The following is a 17,088-nucleotide window of genomic DNA, read 5'->3' as shown; positions in this document are numbered from 1 at the left end:
GCAATTTACCAAGATATGACCGGAATTTTATACATAACGCGGTATATTTGCAGTTTGTTTTAACGAATAAAATAGTGGTTCTTTTATGGTTCATAGATTTTAACTATGCCACACTTGCGGAGCAACTATTAATTTTGTGTAAACTCTTACCACATGCAGTTACATCCGGTAGACATTGTAGATGAAATTTCAGGTGAGGATTTTAAGAAAAACTACTACGACCTTCAGAAACCGGTCGTTATCCGTAACCTGAGCAAAGAATGGATAGCTTACAACAAATGGACCTGGGAATATTTTAAGGAAGTTGTGGGAGACAAAAAAGTCGGGATCTACAACAATGTAAAAAGTGATGCTTACACCCCAATAAACAAGGCCGACGACTACACCACCTTTGGCGAATACGTAGACATGATCAGCAAGGGCCCGGCTGCCTGGCGCATTTTCCTGTTCAACATTTTCAGTCATGCCCCGCAGCTCACCCAGGATTTTACCTGGCCCGACCACCTGATGAAAGGTTTTGTAAAACGCGTGCCCATGCTGTTTACCGGCGGCAAAGGCTCTATCACACACATGCATTTCGATATAGACCTCAGCCATATTTTACACACACAGTTTATTGGCCGCAAACGTGTATTGCTGTTCCCTTATAAAGAACAGCATAAACTGTATCGCAAACCTTTTGAAGTGCTGAGCCTTGCTGATTTCAGCAATTATTACGACCACGATAAAAGCAAGCTGGATGTAAACAAGTTCCCTGCCGTGCAGTTTGCACAGGGCTTTGATATTACGCTTGAACATGGCGATACCCTGTTTATGCCGGGCGGTTACTGGCACCACATGGAATACCTCGACAGCGGTTTTGCCATGAGCCTGCGCGCACTCAACAATTCTGTAACAGGTAAATTAAAAGGCGTGTGGAACCTGGTAGGTATGCGCAACATTGATACGCTGCTGAAAAAAACCATGCCGCAAACCTGGTACGAATGGAAACAGAAAAAGATATACGAGCAGGCAGATAAGGAAATGCACGCAGCTTAAATCCCAACCTTATACAACTTTATATAAGGCCGCCGCGAAGTAGCCTTTTTTGTGCATTTATATATCCTAATAACAGATAGATTAATAGATATAAAATAAAAACGGCGGCTAGAAAGCCACCGTAGTTGTGTCAGCATATAACCCCCAATGAAAAAACTTAACATAGTAAGCTGATAAACCAACTACTATCTAAGAGCAATACAAAAGTGCAACAATGTTCAATTGAAAACAATGTGAAAAACACCGATTTCGGCGTGATTTTCCACATTTTCTTGTTAAATCATTGCATATCAATGGTTTTGCATTAAAAAAGACTGCTTTTTAAACCAGAATCAAGTAATAGCAGGCCATTTTATCAGTTGGGAGAGCAGGATTTTGCGAAAAATCTTCGCATTGGGCATAAAAAATACCGCCCCGTAAGGGCGGCATTTGGTAAACTGGTATTGTTTCGCAGCCGGGGCTGCCGTTAAATTGCGGTTATGCGATCTCCCATACTTCGTTTCCACGCAGCAGCTTGTCCAGGTTGCCCTTGCCTTTTACAGCAATGGTTTCTTCAATCTGCAAACGCAGGGCATCTTCATAACAGGCACGCGCTGTTTCGTAAAACACACCGAACGGGCGTGGAAAATGTCCCTCTACCCGTGCATCATCAAACATGCGGATTAAGATCTGTGCCTTGTAAAAATCTTGTTCATCATGTATCCACAAATCATCGGCTGAATAACCATCGGCCAGGTTCACCACCACGGGTTTCAGTCCATCGAAGCGCAGGCCCTTTTGCTGGTTGCTGAACACAAGCGGTTTTCCCTGTTCAAGAAAAACAGTTTCTTCTGCCTTGGAACTTTTATCGGTAAATACTTCAAATGCACCATCGTTAAAGATGTTACAGTTCTGGTATATCTCCAGGAACGATGCGCCCCTGTGCTGGTGCGAGCGGGTAAGCATTTCCTGCAGGTGCTTGGGATCGCGGTCCATACTGCGTGCAATAAATGTTGCATCTGCACCCATGGCCAGCGCCAGCGGGTTAAACGGATGGTCAATACTACCGTAAGGTGTACTCTTGGTTACTTTCTGCTGCTCGGAGGTAGGTGAATACTGGCCCTTGGTTAAACCATAAATCTGGTTGTTAAACAGCAGCACGTTTACATCAAAGTTGCGGCGCAACAGGTGAATGGTATGGTTACCGCCAATGCTGAGTGAATCACCATCGCCGGTTACAATCCATACACTCAGCTCGGGCCTGGCAGCCTTTAAACCGCTGGCAATGGCTGTAGCCCTGCCGTGGATAGAGTGCATACCGTAGGTGTTCATGTAATAAGGGAAACGGCTGCTGCAACCGATACCGCTGATGAACACAATATTTTCTTTCGGCACACCAATACCGGGCATTACTTTCTGCACCTGTGCCAATATAGAGTAATCACCGCAACCCGGGCACCAGCGTACTTCCTGGTCGGTGGCAAAATCTTTTGCAGTGAGTGTTTGCGGATGTGTGGCTGTAGTAGTTGACATGTTTCGAATATCGAACAGGGAACATGAAATTTGAAGCTTGAAGGAATAGAATACTCCTGCGGCTTCCTGGTTATTTGTTGCCTGCTCTTTTTTATGCTTAGTGAATATCGAACAGGGAACAAGGAATTTTGAAGTTTGAAGGAATAAAAACATTCAAAGCCTTCTTGATTGCCTGTTAACTGCTCTTTTTTAAAATCACAACCGGAAAAACGAAGAACGAACATCACATCTTCTTATTTTTTCCTGCGGTTGCCTGGTGTATTTCAATTGGTCAGCAAACTTACATATTGATGCCGTGTAATATATCACAGGCCCGTCATTTCCTTCTTTGCCCGGGTTTCAGGGCTGTTTTCGGTTAAAAGTTCCGGTTCAGTTATTCGTTATTCCCTGTTTTCTGTTCATTATTCAACGCTTCCCAGTATTCAGCAGCACGGCGTGTATGCGGTATAACGATGGTTCCGCCGACAATATTGGCCACGGAAAAAATCTCGTATATTTCATCTGTTTTGATGCCTAATTCATGGCATTTGCCCAGGTGATATTTAATGCAATCATCGCAGCGAAGCACCATACTTGCTACCAGGCCCAGCATTTCCTTGGTTCTTTTATCTAATGCACCAGCCTCGTAAGTATTGGTGTCAAGATTCCACAAACGCTTCATTACCAGGTTATTCTTACTTAAAATAACCTCGTTCATCCGGGCCCTGTAGTCGTTAAATTCGCTCACCAGGTTGCTCATACTAAAAATTTTTTGCAAAAATACTACCTTCTTCGTTTGGGCTATATCGATTTACGTAATTGTTAGCAAACTGAGGGCGTTTGTTGTATTTTAGTTCAAATTTGCTGTATGCCCGCCAAACGGATTCTCAACATTCTGCCTTCGAAAGATCAACACAGCGACTGGGAAATAGATCATGCTTTTACTGCCGGTTACCTCAAACAACGTAAAACCCTGCCTGCAACGGTTGATTTGCGCGACAAACAGTGGAAAATCAGCAACCAGGGCACCAGCGGTTCGTGTGTGGGATGGGCCACTGCAGATGGTGTATTACGCTGGCATTTTACCAAAAAGAAACAACTGAAGCCAAACGAAATGCTTTCTGTTCGTTTTATATGGATGGGCGCTAAAGAGACCGACAATTTTCACACCCGCCCCACCTCGTTTATCGAAAGGGCAGGCACCAGTTTAAAATCTGCGCTCGATCTTGCACGCAAATATGGCTGCGTGCCGGCGAAAGACCTGCCTTTTGATGCAGGCAAATTATACCAGGGACCTGAAGAAGAACTGTATGCACTGGCCTCCCAGTATAAAATATCAGGTTACTTTAACCTGATAAAGAAAAGAGCCGATAAAGCAGCCACCTGGCGCACCTGGCTGGGCTGCGGCGGCGGACCAATACTCGCCTGCCTGGATGTGGACAATGCATTCAGCAACGCGGCAAAAACAAAGGGTAAGCTGGAGAAATACGACAAAGGCAACCTGGGCAGTACGCACGCAGTGGCCATTGTAGGTTATACAGAAGATGCTTTTATTATACGCAACAGCTTTGGCACAGAATGGGGCGATAAGGGTTTTGGTTATGCAAGCGATGCCTATGCTGTAGCTGCATTTTCGGAGGCATACGGGATTGCACTGTAAGAAGTATCGATTCGTTAACAAATTGCAGAATTAAATGTTAACCCGATAATAATTAAATTGCATCATAATCAAATTGAGATCAGATATGGAAAAGACAGTTTTTGATTTTGGAATGATAGGCCTTGGCGTGATGGGAAGAAACCTGCTGCTGAATATGGCAGACCATGGTTTTAGTGTAATTGGATTTGACAAGGATAGCCAAAAAACAGGTTCACTTGAAGCTGCAGCCACTAAAGGCACAACCGTAAAAGGGGTAGGCACACTGGAAGAAATGGTGCAGCAACTGGCAAAACCACGCAAACTGATGATGCTGGTACCTGCCGGCAAACCGGTAGACGATGTAATTGAAAGCCTGTTGCCCCTGCTCGAAAAAGGAGATGTGGTTATCGATGGCGGCAACTCTCACTATACAGATACTTTACGCAGGGTAAATTACCTGCATCCGAAGGGATTTCATTTTATGGGTATGGGTGTTTCGGGCGGTGAGCATGGTGCACGCACAGGCCCAAGCATGATGCCCGGCGGCGATAAAGAAGCATACGATCATGTTAAGCCACTGCTCGAAGCCATTGCAGCCAAAGTAAACAACGAACCCTGCACTGCCTATATGGGTAAAGATGCTGCAGGCCACTACGTTAAAATGGTACACAATGGCATTGAATATGCCATTATGCAGCTGATCAGCGAAATTTACGATATCCTGAAACGCGGCCTGGGCTTCAGCAACAGCGAACTGCACGAGGTATTCAAACAATGGAACGAAGGCGAGCTGCAGAGCTACCTCGTTGAAATTACCCGCGATATATTTTTACAGAAAGACGATGTTACCGGTAAAGACCTGGTAGACGTTATCCTGGACAAAGCCGGCTCTAAAGGTACCGGTAAATGGACTTCACAGGATGCAATGGAACTGCCCATCGCCATCCCAACCATCGATACAGCAGTTGCCTTCCGTACTATTTCCGGCGTAAAAGCCGAACGTGTGGAAGCAGCTAAAATTTATGCACCAAACGTTACACCTGTCAGCGGTGATAAAAAAGCCATTACTGCCCAGGTTGGTGAAGCGCTGTATGCAGCCATCATTTTCTGTTATGCACAAGGCTTGTCTATGTTGCACAATGCTTCTGCAGAACTGAAAATGGATATACCGCTGCAGGATGTGGTAAAATCATGGAGAGGCGGTTGTATCATCCGCTCCGTGTTGTTACAGGATTTTTACAAAGCTTACAGTGCCAACCCGCAGCTGCCCAACGTACTGCTCGACGGCTCACTGGCAAACATTGTAAAAGCCAAGCAAGGCAGCCTGCGCAAAACCATTTTATCAGCAGTGGAACACAATATCCCTGTTGGCGGTTTAATGAGTGCACTGGCCTATTTCGATGCCTACACCACAGAACGCATGCCTACCAACCTTATCCAGGCACAGCGCGATTTCTTTGGTGCACATACTTACCAGCGCATCGACAAAGAAGGAAGTTTTCACACAGAATGGGGCGCATAAACCAACAGACGAACATTTAAAACAAAAAATTATGGCAGAAGCAACAGTTAAACCACCAGCCACCGTCATCTTTATTTTTGGCGGAAGTGGTGACCTCAATCAAAGGAAATTAACCCCCGCCTTATACAACCTGTTTATCGACGGATGGATGCCTGAGCAGTTCCAGATTATTGGCCTGGGCCGCAGTGAATACTCTGACGATAAATTCCGCACACACCTGTTTGATGGTATCCAGGAATTTTCCCGCCGCAAAGACGGTAAGGACAAAATATGGGAAACATTCTCCAAGCATATTTCTTACCTGCAGATGGATGCAGAAAACCCTGCAGCCTATTCCAAAATGTCTGACGAAGTAAAAAAATTCGCAGCAGAATGGAAAACGGAACCCCATGTCATGTTCTACCTCGCCGTTGCGCCGCAACTGGTGCCCGATATTGCTGTTAAACTCGCCAAAGTGCAGGAATGCGGCGACAAACAGAAAACACGTGTCGTAGTGGAAAAACCATTTGGTCATGACCTGAAAAGCGCACACGAACTGAACCAGCTGCTCAACAGCCTGTTCGATGAGGACCAGATTTACCGCATTGACCACTACCTGGGTAAAGAAACCGTTCAGAACATACTGGCCATGCGTTTTGCAAACGCCCTGTTTGAACCCATCTGGAACCGCAACTACATTGATCATATCCAGATCACCGCAGCCGAAACGGTAGGCGTGGAAGACCGCGGCGGTTACTACGAACGCTCCGGCGCCCTGCGCGACATGGTGCAGAACCACATTCTGCAGCTGTTGTGTATACTGGCCATGGAAGCACCCGTATCGTTCGACGCCAATGAAATCCGCAATAAAAAAGTGGATGTGCTTAATGCCATCCGCAAAATATCGCGCGACCAGGTACATGCATATGCAGTACGCGGCCAGTACGGTGAAGGCTGGATGAAAGGCGAAAAAGCAAAAGCTTACCGCCAGGAAAAAAATGTTGACCCCAAATCAGCCATAGAAACATTCGCAGCTGCGAAATTCTATATTGATAACTGGCGCTGGCAGGGTGTTCCTTTCTATGTGCGCACCGGTAAATACATGCACCAGAAAACCACCATCGTATCTATCGAGTTTAAACAACCGCCGCACTATGCTTTCCCTTCAGAATCGGCAGATACATGGAGGCCTAACCGTTTAATCATCAGCATCCAGCCGGATATGGATATCCGTTTGCGCTTCCAGGCTAAACGCCCGGGCCAAACCATGTCGCTGAATCCTGTTGATATGATTTTCAGCTACAAAGATGCATATGGTGCAGGTCATGAGCCCGAAGCATACGAAACACTGCTGCTCGACGTAATGGAAGGCAATGCCACCCAGTTTATGCGTGCAGACCAGGTAGAAGCTGCCTGGAAAGTAGTGATGCCGATTATTGAAGCATGGGAAGCACGCCCGCCGGTTGATTTCCCGAACTACGCGCCCAACAGCTGGGGCCCCGAAGATGCCGAAGCGCTTATTGCGCGGGATGGGCACAACTGGGTAACCTTACCTACAAAAGGCTAACATTTCTCATTTATACACTATTCCATACCCCAACGGTATGGAATAGTTTTTTCAACTATAACACCATGCAAATTCATATCTCGAAAAATATAGACGAGCTGAGTACTACTTATGCCGACTGGCTGGTAGGGTATATACAGGATGTGCTGCAGAAACAGCAACGTTTTACCATCGCCTTATCAGGCGGCAGCACACCCAAAAAACTGCACGAACTGCTGGCTACCGATGCGTATAAAAACAAAATTGACTGGACCAAACTGCATGTGTTCTGGGGCGATGAACGTTTTGTGCCGCTCACAGATGAGCGCAGCAATGCAAAAATGGCTTTCGATACTTTGCTGAACCATGTGCCTGTTCCCAAAGAACAGATTCACATTATGCAAACAGAAAACATTACTGCCGAAGAAAGTGCCGCAGCTTACGAAAAACTGCTGCACGAATATTTCGATGGTGAACCGTTCACCTTCGACCTGGTAATTCTGGGCATGGGTGATGACGGTCATACACTGTCGCTGTTTCCTTTTCAACCGGTGGTGCATGAAACCAAACACTGGGTTACTTCATTCTGGTTACAGGCCCAGGATATGTACCGCGTAACGCTTACACACCCGGTAGCCAACCGCTCGGCCTGTGTTACTTTCCTGGCAACAGGCGAGAAAAAAGCGACTGTGCTGCACGAGGTAATTAAAGGGGAGAAAAACGTTGACCGTTATCCTTCACAAATCATTAATCCCGACGGCCAGCTGCACTGGTTTGTTGATGAAGCGGCAGCAGCAGCTTTAAAATAAAACAGGCATCACCTGTATAAAACATGGCGCCCTTTGCCTTTCAGTTTGTAGTACAAATTGAAATACAAAGGGCGCAACTGGTATAAAGCCTGCTGTAAAGGCTTACAGTTTCTTAATTTCAATATTCCGGTACCATACTTCATTGCCATGATCCTGCAATGCAATATGACCTTCCTTGTATGTGCCGAAACCAGGCATGTCTTTGAACTTGCTGCCGGCGATCAGTTGTTTCCATTGATCGTTCCACAAAGTGGTAGAAACAACCTTGGTACCGTTGAGATAAAACTCCAGCTGTCCTTTTTTGCTGATGATTTCAACCTGGTTCCATTCACCAACAGGTTTTACCGGTTCGGTTGAGCTGGGAATCAGATCGTATAAATCACCTGCGCGGTGTTTATGAATTTTACCATCAGGATGGCCGTCGTTATCAAGTACCTGCATCTCCATACCTGTGTTATAGGTGCTTTTAAAGCGGGTGGTATCTTCATATACATAAAAGATAATACCGCTGTTGCCGTTGGCTGAAATTTTCCATTCCAGCTTCAGGTCAAAATCACCGTAAACACCGTCGGTAACAATATCACCGCCTTTTTTGCCATTGGGCGCAAAATGCAACGTGCCGTTTTCTGCCTGCCATCCGCCCGTTACACCTTTTTGTCCGTAAGTATGCCAGCCGGTAGTGGTTTTACCGTCGAACAACGGCTTAAAACCTTCCGACTTTCCTTTCGGTGCAAAAGAAGTAAGTGTAACAAACGCCAGCGCGGCGGCACCGGCCAGTATGTTTTTCATATGCAAAGCGATTGATTATTTCTTTTTCAGTAAAAGCACGTATTTCACCATCTGCTCAGCGTCTGCCTGGCTCAGCTGCGGATGCGCAGTCATAGGTACAGAACCCCAAACACCCTGGCCACCTTTAACTACTTTTTCTGCAAGCAGGGTAACATTGGCAGGTGTGTTTTCATATTTGGCAGCTACATCAGCATAGGCAGGACCAACTACTTTTTCATCTACTTTATGACAGGTTAAACAGTCATTTTTTGCAATCAGCTCAAGACCTTTCTGGTAGTCAGGGTTCGAACTAAGGTCACCGCTACCTGCGGCAGCGCCCGAATTTGCTGTGGTAGCGGAAGTATCATCACCAGCCGCTTTTTTATCGTTATTACCGCCACAGGCAACAAGCAGGGCAGCAAAGCCTGCCATAACTAAAAACTTTTTCATTTGCTCTTTCTTTTTTTCAATTGATCTGGAAACAACCAGTAATAATCTTGCAACTAAGCTAAAACCTTTTTACAGAACTATGACAAAAAAATTGACATTTCCGCATTACAAGCCGTTGCAAGATGTGTTCCAACGGTAATACAAATCCTTTTTTCAGCTAATAAATACCTGCATGCAGCCATGTTATATGCCAAGTATTTTACGGTTGGCTGCTTCATCAGCACCGCTGGCAGCAAAATCGTCGAACGCTTTTTCTGTTACACGGATAATATGGTCTTTAATAAAAATGGCTCCTTCGCGTGCACCGTCTTCAGGATGTTTCAGTGCACATTCCCATTCCAGTACAGCCCAGCCTTTGTAATCGTAAGCGGCCATTTTACTGAAGATGCCTTTAAAATCAACCTGGCCATCACCCAGTGAACGGAAACGGCCTGCGCGTTTTACCCAGCTCTGGTAACCGCCGTACACACCCTGTTTACCTGTTGGGTTAAACTCTGCATCTTTCACATGAAACATGCGGATGCGTTCATGGTAATAATCGATATACGTCAGGTAGTCGAGGCTCTGTAACACAAAATGGCTCGGATCGTACAGCAGGCAGGCGCGCTTGTGCTGGTTCACATAATCCAGGAACATTTCATAGGTTTCACCATCGTGCAAATCTTCACCGGGGTGAATTTCATAACACAGGTCTACACCGTTTGCATCAAAAGTGTCGAGAATGGGTGTCCAGCGTTTGGCAAGTTCAGTAAAACCCTGTTCTACCAAACCGGCAGGGCGCTGCGGCCAGGGATACACGGTATGCCATAAAAACGAACCGCTGAAAGTAGCGTGGGCATTCAGTCCCAGGTTCTGTGACGCCTTTGCTGCATTTTTTAAATGCATTACCGCCCACTCTGTACGTGCCTTGGGGTTATTGCGCACTGCTTCAGGCGCAAAGCCATCGAACAGCACATCAAATGCAGGGTTTACTGCCACCAGCTGGCCGATGGGGTGTGAAGCTAGTTCGGTAATTTCCAGTCCGGCAGCGTTTACAATACCTTTTATTTCGTCTGCATAGGTTTTGCTTTCAGCAGCTTTCTGCACATCAAAATAATGCGGGTCCCAGGTAGGTATCTGCACACCAATATAACCCAGGCTTTTAGCCCACTGGCAAATAGATTTCAGATCGTTAAACGGCGCCTCGCTGCCCATAAACTGCGCGAGAAATATGCCGGGTCCTTTTAATGTTGTCATCGTTTTATATGGCATTAAACTCTGTCGCCGCCTTTGTTTTTGCGTTATTCACGCAATTGTACAGGGCAGGCGCAGAGGGTTAAAAATTTAGCTGGTTTTTCATTGCATCCCGAAACACAAGCACTACAGGGTAAACGGCAGCCATTTCTCGTTGCTTTTACCGCTTTTCACCACGTTTTCTACGAAGGCCATGCCGCGAACGCCATCTTCAATGCCCGGGAAATCGAGCCATTCGGGCTTCGGTTCGTTGTTGGTGCGGCGTGCTTTTACCGTAAGCGCAAAATTGCGGTAATGGTTGGCAAATGCTTCCAGGTATCCTTCGGGGTGGCCGGCGGGTGTGCGGCTGTTGTGTGCTGCATAGGAACTTACATAACCGGTACCGGTACGATAGATCTCAGTGGGTTTATCCAGCCATTTTACCTGCAGGGTATTGGCATCCTGCTGCTGCCATTCAATACCGCCCTTTTCACCGTATACGCGCACTTTTACGTTGTTTTCTTCACCTGCTGCAATCTGCGATGCCATCAGCACGCCGGTAGCGCCATTGTTGAATTTAAGCAGTACGGCACCATCATCGTCCAGTGCACGGCCGGGTACTACAATATTCAGTTCAGCACATACAGCGCTTACCTGCAGGCCCGATACATACTCTGCGAGGTTAAATGCATGTGTACCTATATCGCCCATGCAGCCTGCCATACCGCTTTTAGACGGATCGGTACGCCAGCCTGCCTGTTTGTTGCTGCTTTCACCTTCTGCAAACGTGCTCAGCCAGCCCTGCGGGTATTCTACATACACTTTGCGTATAGCACCCAGCACGCCCGAAGCTACCAGCTGCCTGGCTTGTTTTACCATCGGGTAACCGGTATAGGTATGTGTTAAGCAAAAAGTACGGCCGGTTTGAGTAGCAACCTGTTTTAAAGCATGCGCTTCGGCAAGGGAAAAAGTCATGGGTTTATCCAGCACCACATCAAAACCATTTTCCATGGCCAGTTTGGCTGGCTCAAAATGCACGTGGTTGGGCGTAACAATGCTTACAAAATCCATGCGTACATCTTCAGGAAGGGCTTTTTCCTTTTCAATCATTTCACTGAACGAGGCATAGCTGCGCTCCGGGGTGAGGTACAATTGGCCGCCTGCCTGTTTCGATTTTTCTGCGTTGCTGCTGAATGCGCCACAAACCAGTTCTATTTCGCCATCGATATTGGCTGCAATACGGTGAACTGCACCGATAAAAGCGCCCGGTCCACCGCCGATCATCCCCATACGGAGTTTCCTGTTTATACTCATGTTAAAAAGTTTACCATTTATGTGGAACTAAAAGTAAAAAAAATTACATTTATCGCTCATTAGCTATTTTAATTTAACGATATGTGCGCCGCCATTTGAAAGCTTCAGGGTAAATTCACCTTCCCTCTTTTTACGCTTTACAATGAACAGTCCCGCGTATCGTTGGTTCGGCAACAGCAGATTTTATTACGGTACCGGCAGCAATATTGCGGCTTTTTTAAGAAGTGATGTATTATTTGTCAATTGTACACCTTTTCATAAAGCCCTGCGCATGCGGTACACAGCCTAATATAACATGGGAACCAAGCAAAACAGGAGAGCTGCCATTAAAAACATTGTAGCCGGTTCGGCCGCTGTTGCGGTAGGGCAAACAATGCTGTCATCCTTTTCTTCCACCTCAGGTAAATCAACAACTTTGAAAGGAAACATCAACCACGCCGTTTGCCGCTGGTGTTATGACGATTTTTCAGTAGAACAATTGTGCGTAGCCGCAAAAGACATGGGTATTACAGGCATTGACCTGGTAGGCCCGAAAGACTGGGACACGCTCAAAAAACACGGGCTTTTTTCTTCCATGTGTAATGGCGCAGAAATCAGTTTAACCGAGGGGTTTAACGACAAGCAGTACCATCCCACGCTTTTGAAGAATTACAACGATCATATCGAATACGTATCCAAAGCAGGTTACAAAAACTTAATCTGCTTCAGCGGCAGCCGCAGGGGTATGGATGATGAAACGGGTTTGAAAAACTGCGCCGAAGGTTTGAAACAACTGGTAGGCCTGGCAGAGAAAAAAGGCGTGATTTTACAGATGGAACTGCTCAACAGCAAAGTGAACCACAAAGATTATATGTGCGACCGCAGCGACTGGGGTGTTGAGCTGTGTAAACGCGTAGGTTCTCCCAACTTTAAACTGCTGTACGATATTTATCACATGCAGATTGATGAAGGCGATGTAATACGCTCTATCCAGGATAAACACGAATACTTCGGGCATTACCACACAGGCGGTGTGCCGGGCAGAAATGAAATTGATGAAACACAGGAGCTGTACTATCCTGCCATTATGCGTGCAATTGTAAAAACCGGTTTTAAAGGTTTTGTGGCACAGGAATTTATTCCAGCAGCAAAAGATAAAATGGCCTCCCTGCGCAAGGCAATCGAAATCTGTGACGTTTAATCAACGCTATTACAAAGCTGCTTCACGGCATGGGGCTTTACGTACTGTACACAAAGCCCTTACCGAGTTATATTGACCATCATATATTGAACCTTCTAACCTTATTTCCTCCTCCTAAAAAATTACAATCATGGCCGATCAAACGTACGACGCAATCGTGATAGGCTCCGGTATCAGCGGCGGCTGGGCAGCAAAAGAGCTCACCGAAAAGGGACTGAAAGTGCTGATGCTCGAAAGAGGCCGTAACATTGAGCATATCAAGGATTACGTGAATGCCACCAAAAACCCCTGGGAAATTCCCCACCGTGGCATGCGCACCCAGAAAATGTTAACTGATCACCCGGTATTAAGCCGCGACTATACACTTAACGAAGCCAACCTTGATTATTGGGCCGACGAACAGGAATGTCCGTATACAGAAGCTAAACCGTTTGACTGGTTCCGTGGATATCATGTTGGCGGGCGCTCACTGATGTGGGGCCGCCAAAGCTACCGCTGGAGCGATTTTGATTTTGAAGCCAATGCCAAGGAAAACATCGCGGTAGACTGGCCGATCCGTTACAAGGAAATTGCCCCCTGGTACGATTATGCAGAGACTTTTGCAGGCATCAGCGGTTCTGTCGAAAACATGCCCCAGTTGCCAGACGGCAAGTTTATGCCGCCCATGGAAATGAACATTGTTGAAAAAGATGTGGCTGCAAGGGTAAAAGAACACTACAAAAACGCACGCCGCTTTATCATAGGCCGTGTTGCCAATATCACGCAACCGCACAACGGCCGCACCAATTGCCAGTACCGCAACAAATGCTGGCTGGGTTGTCCGTTCGGTGGTTATTTCAGCACACAGTCTGCTACATTGCCTGCTGCTGTAAAAACAGGCAATCTCACCCTGCGTCCGTTCTCTATCGTTACCAAAATTGTGTACGATAAGAACACGAAAAAAGCAACCGGTGTGGAAATCATCGATGCAGAAACCAACAAGACGTACACTTTCAACAGCAAAATTGTATTCGTTTGTGCATCTGCTTTAAACTCTGCCTGGATTCTCATGAACTCAGCCACCGATATATGGCCCGGCGGTTTAGGCAGCAGCAGCGGGGAGCTGGGGCACAATGTAATTGACCACCATTTCCGTGCAGGCGCATCCGGCGAAGCAGAAGGATATGATGACAAGTATGTATTCGGTCGCCGTGCCAATGGCATATATGTACCACGCTACCGCAACCTGTTTGGCGACAAACGCGACTACCTGCGTGGCTTTGGTTACCAGGGTGGTGCCAGCCGCCAGGGATGGCAGCGCGAAATTGCTGAACTGGGCATCGGCGCTCCGTTGAAAGATGCCATGAGCGAACCCGGTAAATGGACTATCGGTTTAACCGGTTTTGGCGAAACACTGCCTTACCACGAAAACCAGGTCTCGCTCGACAAAGACAAGAAAGACAAATGGGGCCTGCCTGTATTGCGCATGGATTGTGAGATTAAAGACAATGAGAAAAAAATGCGCAAAGACATGATGGACGATGCCGCTGAAATGCTTGAAGCTGCAGGCATCAAAAATGTAAAAACATACGACGCCGGTTACACCTTTGGTATGGGCATTCATGAAATGGGCAGTGCACGCATGGGTAAAGATCCTAAAACATCGGTGCTCAACGGCAATAACCAGGTATGGGATGCCAAAAATGTATTTGTTACCGATGGCGCCTGTATGACATCATCCAACTGCGTTAACCCATCACTCACTTACATGGCGCTCACTGCACGTGCAGTTGATTTTGCCGTAAGTGAATTAAAAAAAGGCAACCTGTAATATTATGCCCGGAGATTCAACATACGTCAACAACAAGGCAGCCGCCAAAAACACTTACGATGCTATTGTAGTGGGCTCTGGCATCAGCGGTGGCTGGGCAGCCAAAGAGCTTACGGAAAAAGGGCTGAAAGTACTGATGCTGGAACGTGGCCACAACTACGAACACATCAAGGATTATAAAACTGCGCCTAAAAAGCCGTGGGAATTTGAACACCGCGGAAGGGTAACCGAAGAGCAGGCGAAGAAGAACCCCAAGATGATGCGCACCTGGGGCGCCACCGAAGCAGTAATAGATGCATGGGCCAACGACGAAGATGCTCCCTACACAGAAATTAAACCTTTCTGGTGGTGGCGCAGTTACCGTCTCGGCGGGCGCTCTACATTATGGGGCCGCCAGAGTTACCGCTGGAGTGATTTTGATTTTGCAGCCAACGCCAAAGATGGCATCGCCATTGACTGGCCTATTCGCTACAACGATCTCGCTCCCTGGTACGATCATGTAGAAAAATTCGCCGGCATCAGCGGCTCGCTCGAAGGCTTACCACATTTGCCCGACGGACAGTTTCTGCCGCCCATGCCTTTGAACATCGTGGAAATTGATGTTGCAGACCGCCTCAAAAAGCACTACAACAACCAGCGCCACATGATTATTGGCCGCGCAGCACACATTACCGCACCACATCCCGGCCGCACGCAGTGCCAGTTTCGCAACCGTTGCTGGGAAGGTTGTTTGTTTGGCGGTTACTTCAGCACGCAGTCATCTACCCTGCCCGCAGCCGTGCTCACCGGTAACTTAACCGTACGGCCCGATTCTATTGTTACAAAAGTGCTGTACGATAAGAACACCAAAAAAGCCACAGGCGTAGAAGTGCTGGATGCTGCTACCAACAAAACATACACGTTTAACAGCAAAATCGTATTCCTCTGCGCATCGGCCCTTAACTCGGCATGGGTGCTCATGAACTCGGCCACCGATATATGGCCCGAAGGTTTGGGCAGCAGCAGTGGGGAATTGGGGCATAATGTAATGGATCATCATTACAACATCGGCGCATCGGGCGATATTGAAGGTTACGATGACAAGTATGTATACGGCCGCCGTGCCAATGGTTTTTATATCACACGGTTTGCCAACCTGTACGGCGACAAACGCAATTACCTGCGCGGCTTCGGCTACCAGGGCGGCGCCAGCAGGGAAGGCTGGAGCAGGGATGTGGCAGAAATGGGTGTTGGTGCGCCTTTGAAAGAAGCACTCACCGAACCGGGCGGCTGGCGCATCGGCGCTACCGGGTTTGGCGAAATACTGCCTTACCACGAAAACAAAATAACGCTCGACAAAACAAAAAAAGACAAATGGGGATTACCCATCCTGGCCATGGATGCCGAGCTGAAACAAAACGAGCTGGAAATGCGCAAAGACATTGTAAGCGAACTCAAAGCCATGTTTGAAGCTGCCGGCGTTAAAAACATCAGCACCTGGGATAACGGTCACGCCATGGGGCATGGTATTCATGAAATGGGTACCGCACGCATGGGTAAAGATCCTAAAACCTCTGTACTGAATGCACACAACCAGGTATGGGATGCACCCAATGTTTTTGTTACAGATGGCGCCTGCATGACATCTGCTGCCTGCCAAAACCCGTCACTGACGTACATGGCGCTAACGGCAAGGGCTGCAGATTATGCAGTAGCTGAATTGAAAAAGGGAAATATTTAAACAAACTTCATTAAACACATAAACCACCTTGTTATGAACAGAAGAGATGCACTTTCACGCGTGGGCCTGTTAATGGGCGCAACCGTGATTGGTTCTGAATTCTTTTTGAGTGGCTGTAAAAACACAGATAAAAAAGGCGGCAGCGAGCTGTCTAAAGATGATATTGCCTTCCTCGATGAGGTAGGTGAAACCATTATTCCCACCACCAGTACACCCGGCGCAAAATCGGTTGGCATCGGCGCTTTTATGAATATGATGGTGAAGGATTGTTATACCGATGAGAACCAGAAAATATTTACCGAAGGCATCGGCAAACTCGATGAAGCCAGCAAAAAGAAAAACAGCAAGTCTTTCCTCGACAGCACACCGGAGCAACGCACCGCGTTGCTGAACGATCTGGACGCAGAACAGAAAGCGTATTATAAAAGCAAGAAAAAGGAAGACCCGGAGCATTATTTCAAATTAATGAAACAGCTTACCCTGCTCGGTTACTTCACATCAGAAACAGGTGCCACCAAAACCTTGCGCTATATTGAAACACCCGGGCACTACGATGGCAACCTGCCTTATAAAAAGGGCGACAAGGCCTGGGCTACTTCATAATAATTTA

At 47.0% G+C, this 17,088-nt stretch carries 15 protein-coding genes; 9 read left to right on the top strand and 6 right to left on the bottom strand.

The genetic code is table 11. The annotated features are described in order from the left end of the window. Nucleotides 1-153: 153 nt before the first annotated feature. A complete protein-coding gene (locus DXN05_RS05560; RefSeq protein ID WP_116846179.1) occupies nt 154-1,038 on the top strand; it encodes a cupin-like domain-containing protein in 885 nt (294 codons plus the stop codon). Between the two features lie 477 nt (nt 1,039-1,515). On the opposite strand, the gene DXN05_RS05555 is transcribed toward DXN05_RS05560, so the two are convergent. Together DXN05_RS05555 and DXN05_RS05550 are read right to left on the bottom strand one after the other, a co-directional pair. Continuing rightward, nucleotides 1,516-2,550: a 2-oxoacid:ferredoxin oxidoreductase subunit beta gene (locus DXN05_RS05555; protein WP_116846178.1), complete on the bottom strand. Its 1,035-nt coding sequence runs from the start codon at nt 2,548-2,550 to the stop codon at nt 1,516-1,518. A gap of 373 nt (nt 2,551-2,923) precedes the next feature. Continuing rightward, the gene (locus tag DXN05_RS05550; RefSeq protein ID WP_116846177.1) at nt 2,924-3,289 is read right to left on the bottom strand and encodes a carboxymuconolactone decarboxylase family protein; all 366 of its coding nucleotides are present in this window, start codon (nt 3,287-3,289) and stop codon (nt 2,924-2,926) included. A gap of 108 nt (nt 3,290-3,397) precedes the next feature. Between DXN05_RS05550 and DXN05_RS05545 the strand changes: the two genes are divergently transcribed. The 4 genes from DXN05_RS05545 (at nt 3,398) to pgl (ending at nt 8,024) form a co-directional block, all read left to right on the top strand. Continuing rightward, entirely contained in the window at nt 3,398-4,189 is a 792-nt protein-coding gene (locus tag DXN05_RS05545; RefSeq protein ID WP_116846176.1) for a C1 family peptidase, read from the top strand. 85 nt (nt 4,190-4,274) lie between these two features. Next, a complete protein-coding gene (gene gndA / locus DXN05_RS05540) occupies nt 4,275-5,690 on the top strand; it encodes an NADP-dependent phosphogluconate dehydrogenase (RefSeq protein ID WP_116846175.1) in 1,416 nt (471 codons plus the stop codon). Between the two features lie 31 nt (nt 5,691-5,721). After that, nucleotides 5,722-7,236 (top strand): glucose-6-phosphate dehydrogenase, encoded by a 1,515-nt coding sequence (zwf, locus tag DXN05_RS05535; protein WP_116846174.1) that lies wholly within the window; start codon nt 5,722-5,724, stop codon nt 7,234-7,236. 65 nt (nt 7,237-7,301) lie between these two features. Further along, complete coding sequence (pgl, locus tag DXN05_RS05530) at nt 7,302-8,024, top strand: 6-phosphogluconolactonase (protein ID WP_116846173.1); 723 nt, start codon at nt 7,302-7,304, stop codon at nt 8,022-8,024. 102 nt (nt 8,025-8,126) lie between these two features. Here the strand turns inward: pgl and DXN05_RS05525 are convergent, their stop codons facing one another. The 4 genes from DXN05_RS05525 to DXN05_RS05510 all read right to left on the bottom strand — a co-directional run bounded on the left by DXN05_RS05525 (nt 8,127) and on the right by DXN05_RS05510 (nt 11,768). Beyond that, nucleotides 8,127-8,813: a 3-keto-disaccharide hydrolase gene (locus tag DXN05_RS05525; protein ID WP_116846172.1), complete on the bottom strand. Its 687-nt coding sequence runs from the start codon at nt 8,811-8,813 to the stop codon at nt 8,127-8,129. A gap of 15 nt (nt 8,814-8,828) precedes the next feature. Continuing rightward, nucleotides 8,829-9,242 (bottom strand): c-type cytochrome, encoded by a 414-nt coding sequence (locus DXN05_RS05520; protein ID WP_116846171.1) that lies wholly within the window; start codon nt 9,240-9,242, stop codon nt 8,829-8,831. Between the two features lie 183 nt (nt 9,243-9,425). Then, complete coding sequence (locus DXN05_RS05515) at nt 9,426-10,478, bottom strand: sugar phosphate isomerase/epimerase family protein (RefSeq protein ID WP_116846170.1); 1,053 nt, start codon at nt 10,476-10,478, stop codon at nt 9,426-9,428. Between the two features lie 123 nt (nt 10,479-10,601). Further along, entirely contained in the window at nt 10,602-11,768 is a 1,167-nt protein-coding gene (locus tag DXN05_RS05510) for a Gfo/Idh/MocA family protein (protein WP_245975132.1), read from the bottom strand. Nucleotides 11,769-12,063: 295 nt separating this feature from the next. Between DXN05_RS05510 and DXN05_RS05505 the strand changes: the two genes are divergently transcribed. The 4 genes from DXN05_RS05505 (at nt 12,064) to DXN05_RS05490 (ending at nt 17,081) form a co-directional block, all read left to right on the top strand. Next, nucleotides 12,064-12,948, top strand: a complete 885-nt coding sequence (locus tag DXN05_RS05505; protein WP_116846168.1) for a hydroxypyruvate isomerase family protein — start codon at nt 12,064-12,066, stop codon at nt 12,946-12,948. A gap of 130 nt (nt 12,949-13,078) precedes the next feature. After that, a complete protein-coding gene (locus DXN05_RS05500) occupies nt 13,079-14,758 on the top strand; it encodes a GMC oxidoreductase (RefSeq protein WP_116846167.1) in 1,680 nt (559 codons plus the stop codon). Nucleotides 14,759-14,762: 4 nt separating this feature from the next. Then, nucleotides 14,763-16,478, top strand: a complete 1,716-nt coding sequence (locus tag DXN05_RS05495) for a GMC oxidoreductase (RefSeq protein WP_116846166.1) — start codon at nt 14,763-14,765, stop codon at nt 16,476-16,478. 33 nt (nt 16,479-16,511) lie between these two features. Next, nucleotides 16,512-17,081 carry a gluconate 2-dehydrogenase subunit 3 family protein gene (locus tag DXN05_RS05490; protein WP_116846165.1) on the top strand — a complete coding sequence of 190 codons (570 nt, stop codon included), beginning with the start codon at nt 16,512-16,514 and terminating at the stop codon, nt 17,079-17,081. The last annotated feature ends 7 nt before the right edge of the window (nt 17,082-17,088 follow it).

The organism is Deminuibacter soli (assembly GCF_003412455.1).
GTDB lineage: Bacteria > Bacteroidota > Bacteroidia > Chitinophagales > Chitinophagaceae > Deminuibacter > Deminuibacter soli.
This window is presented reverse-complemented; position numbering and strand designations above follow the sequence as displayed.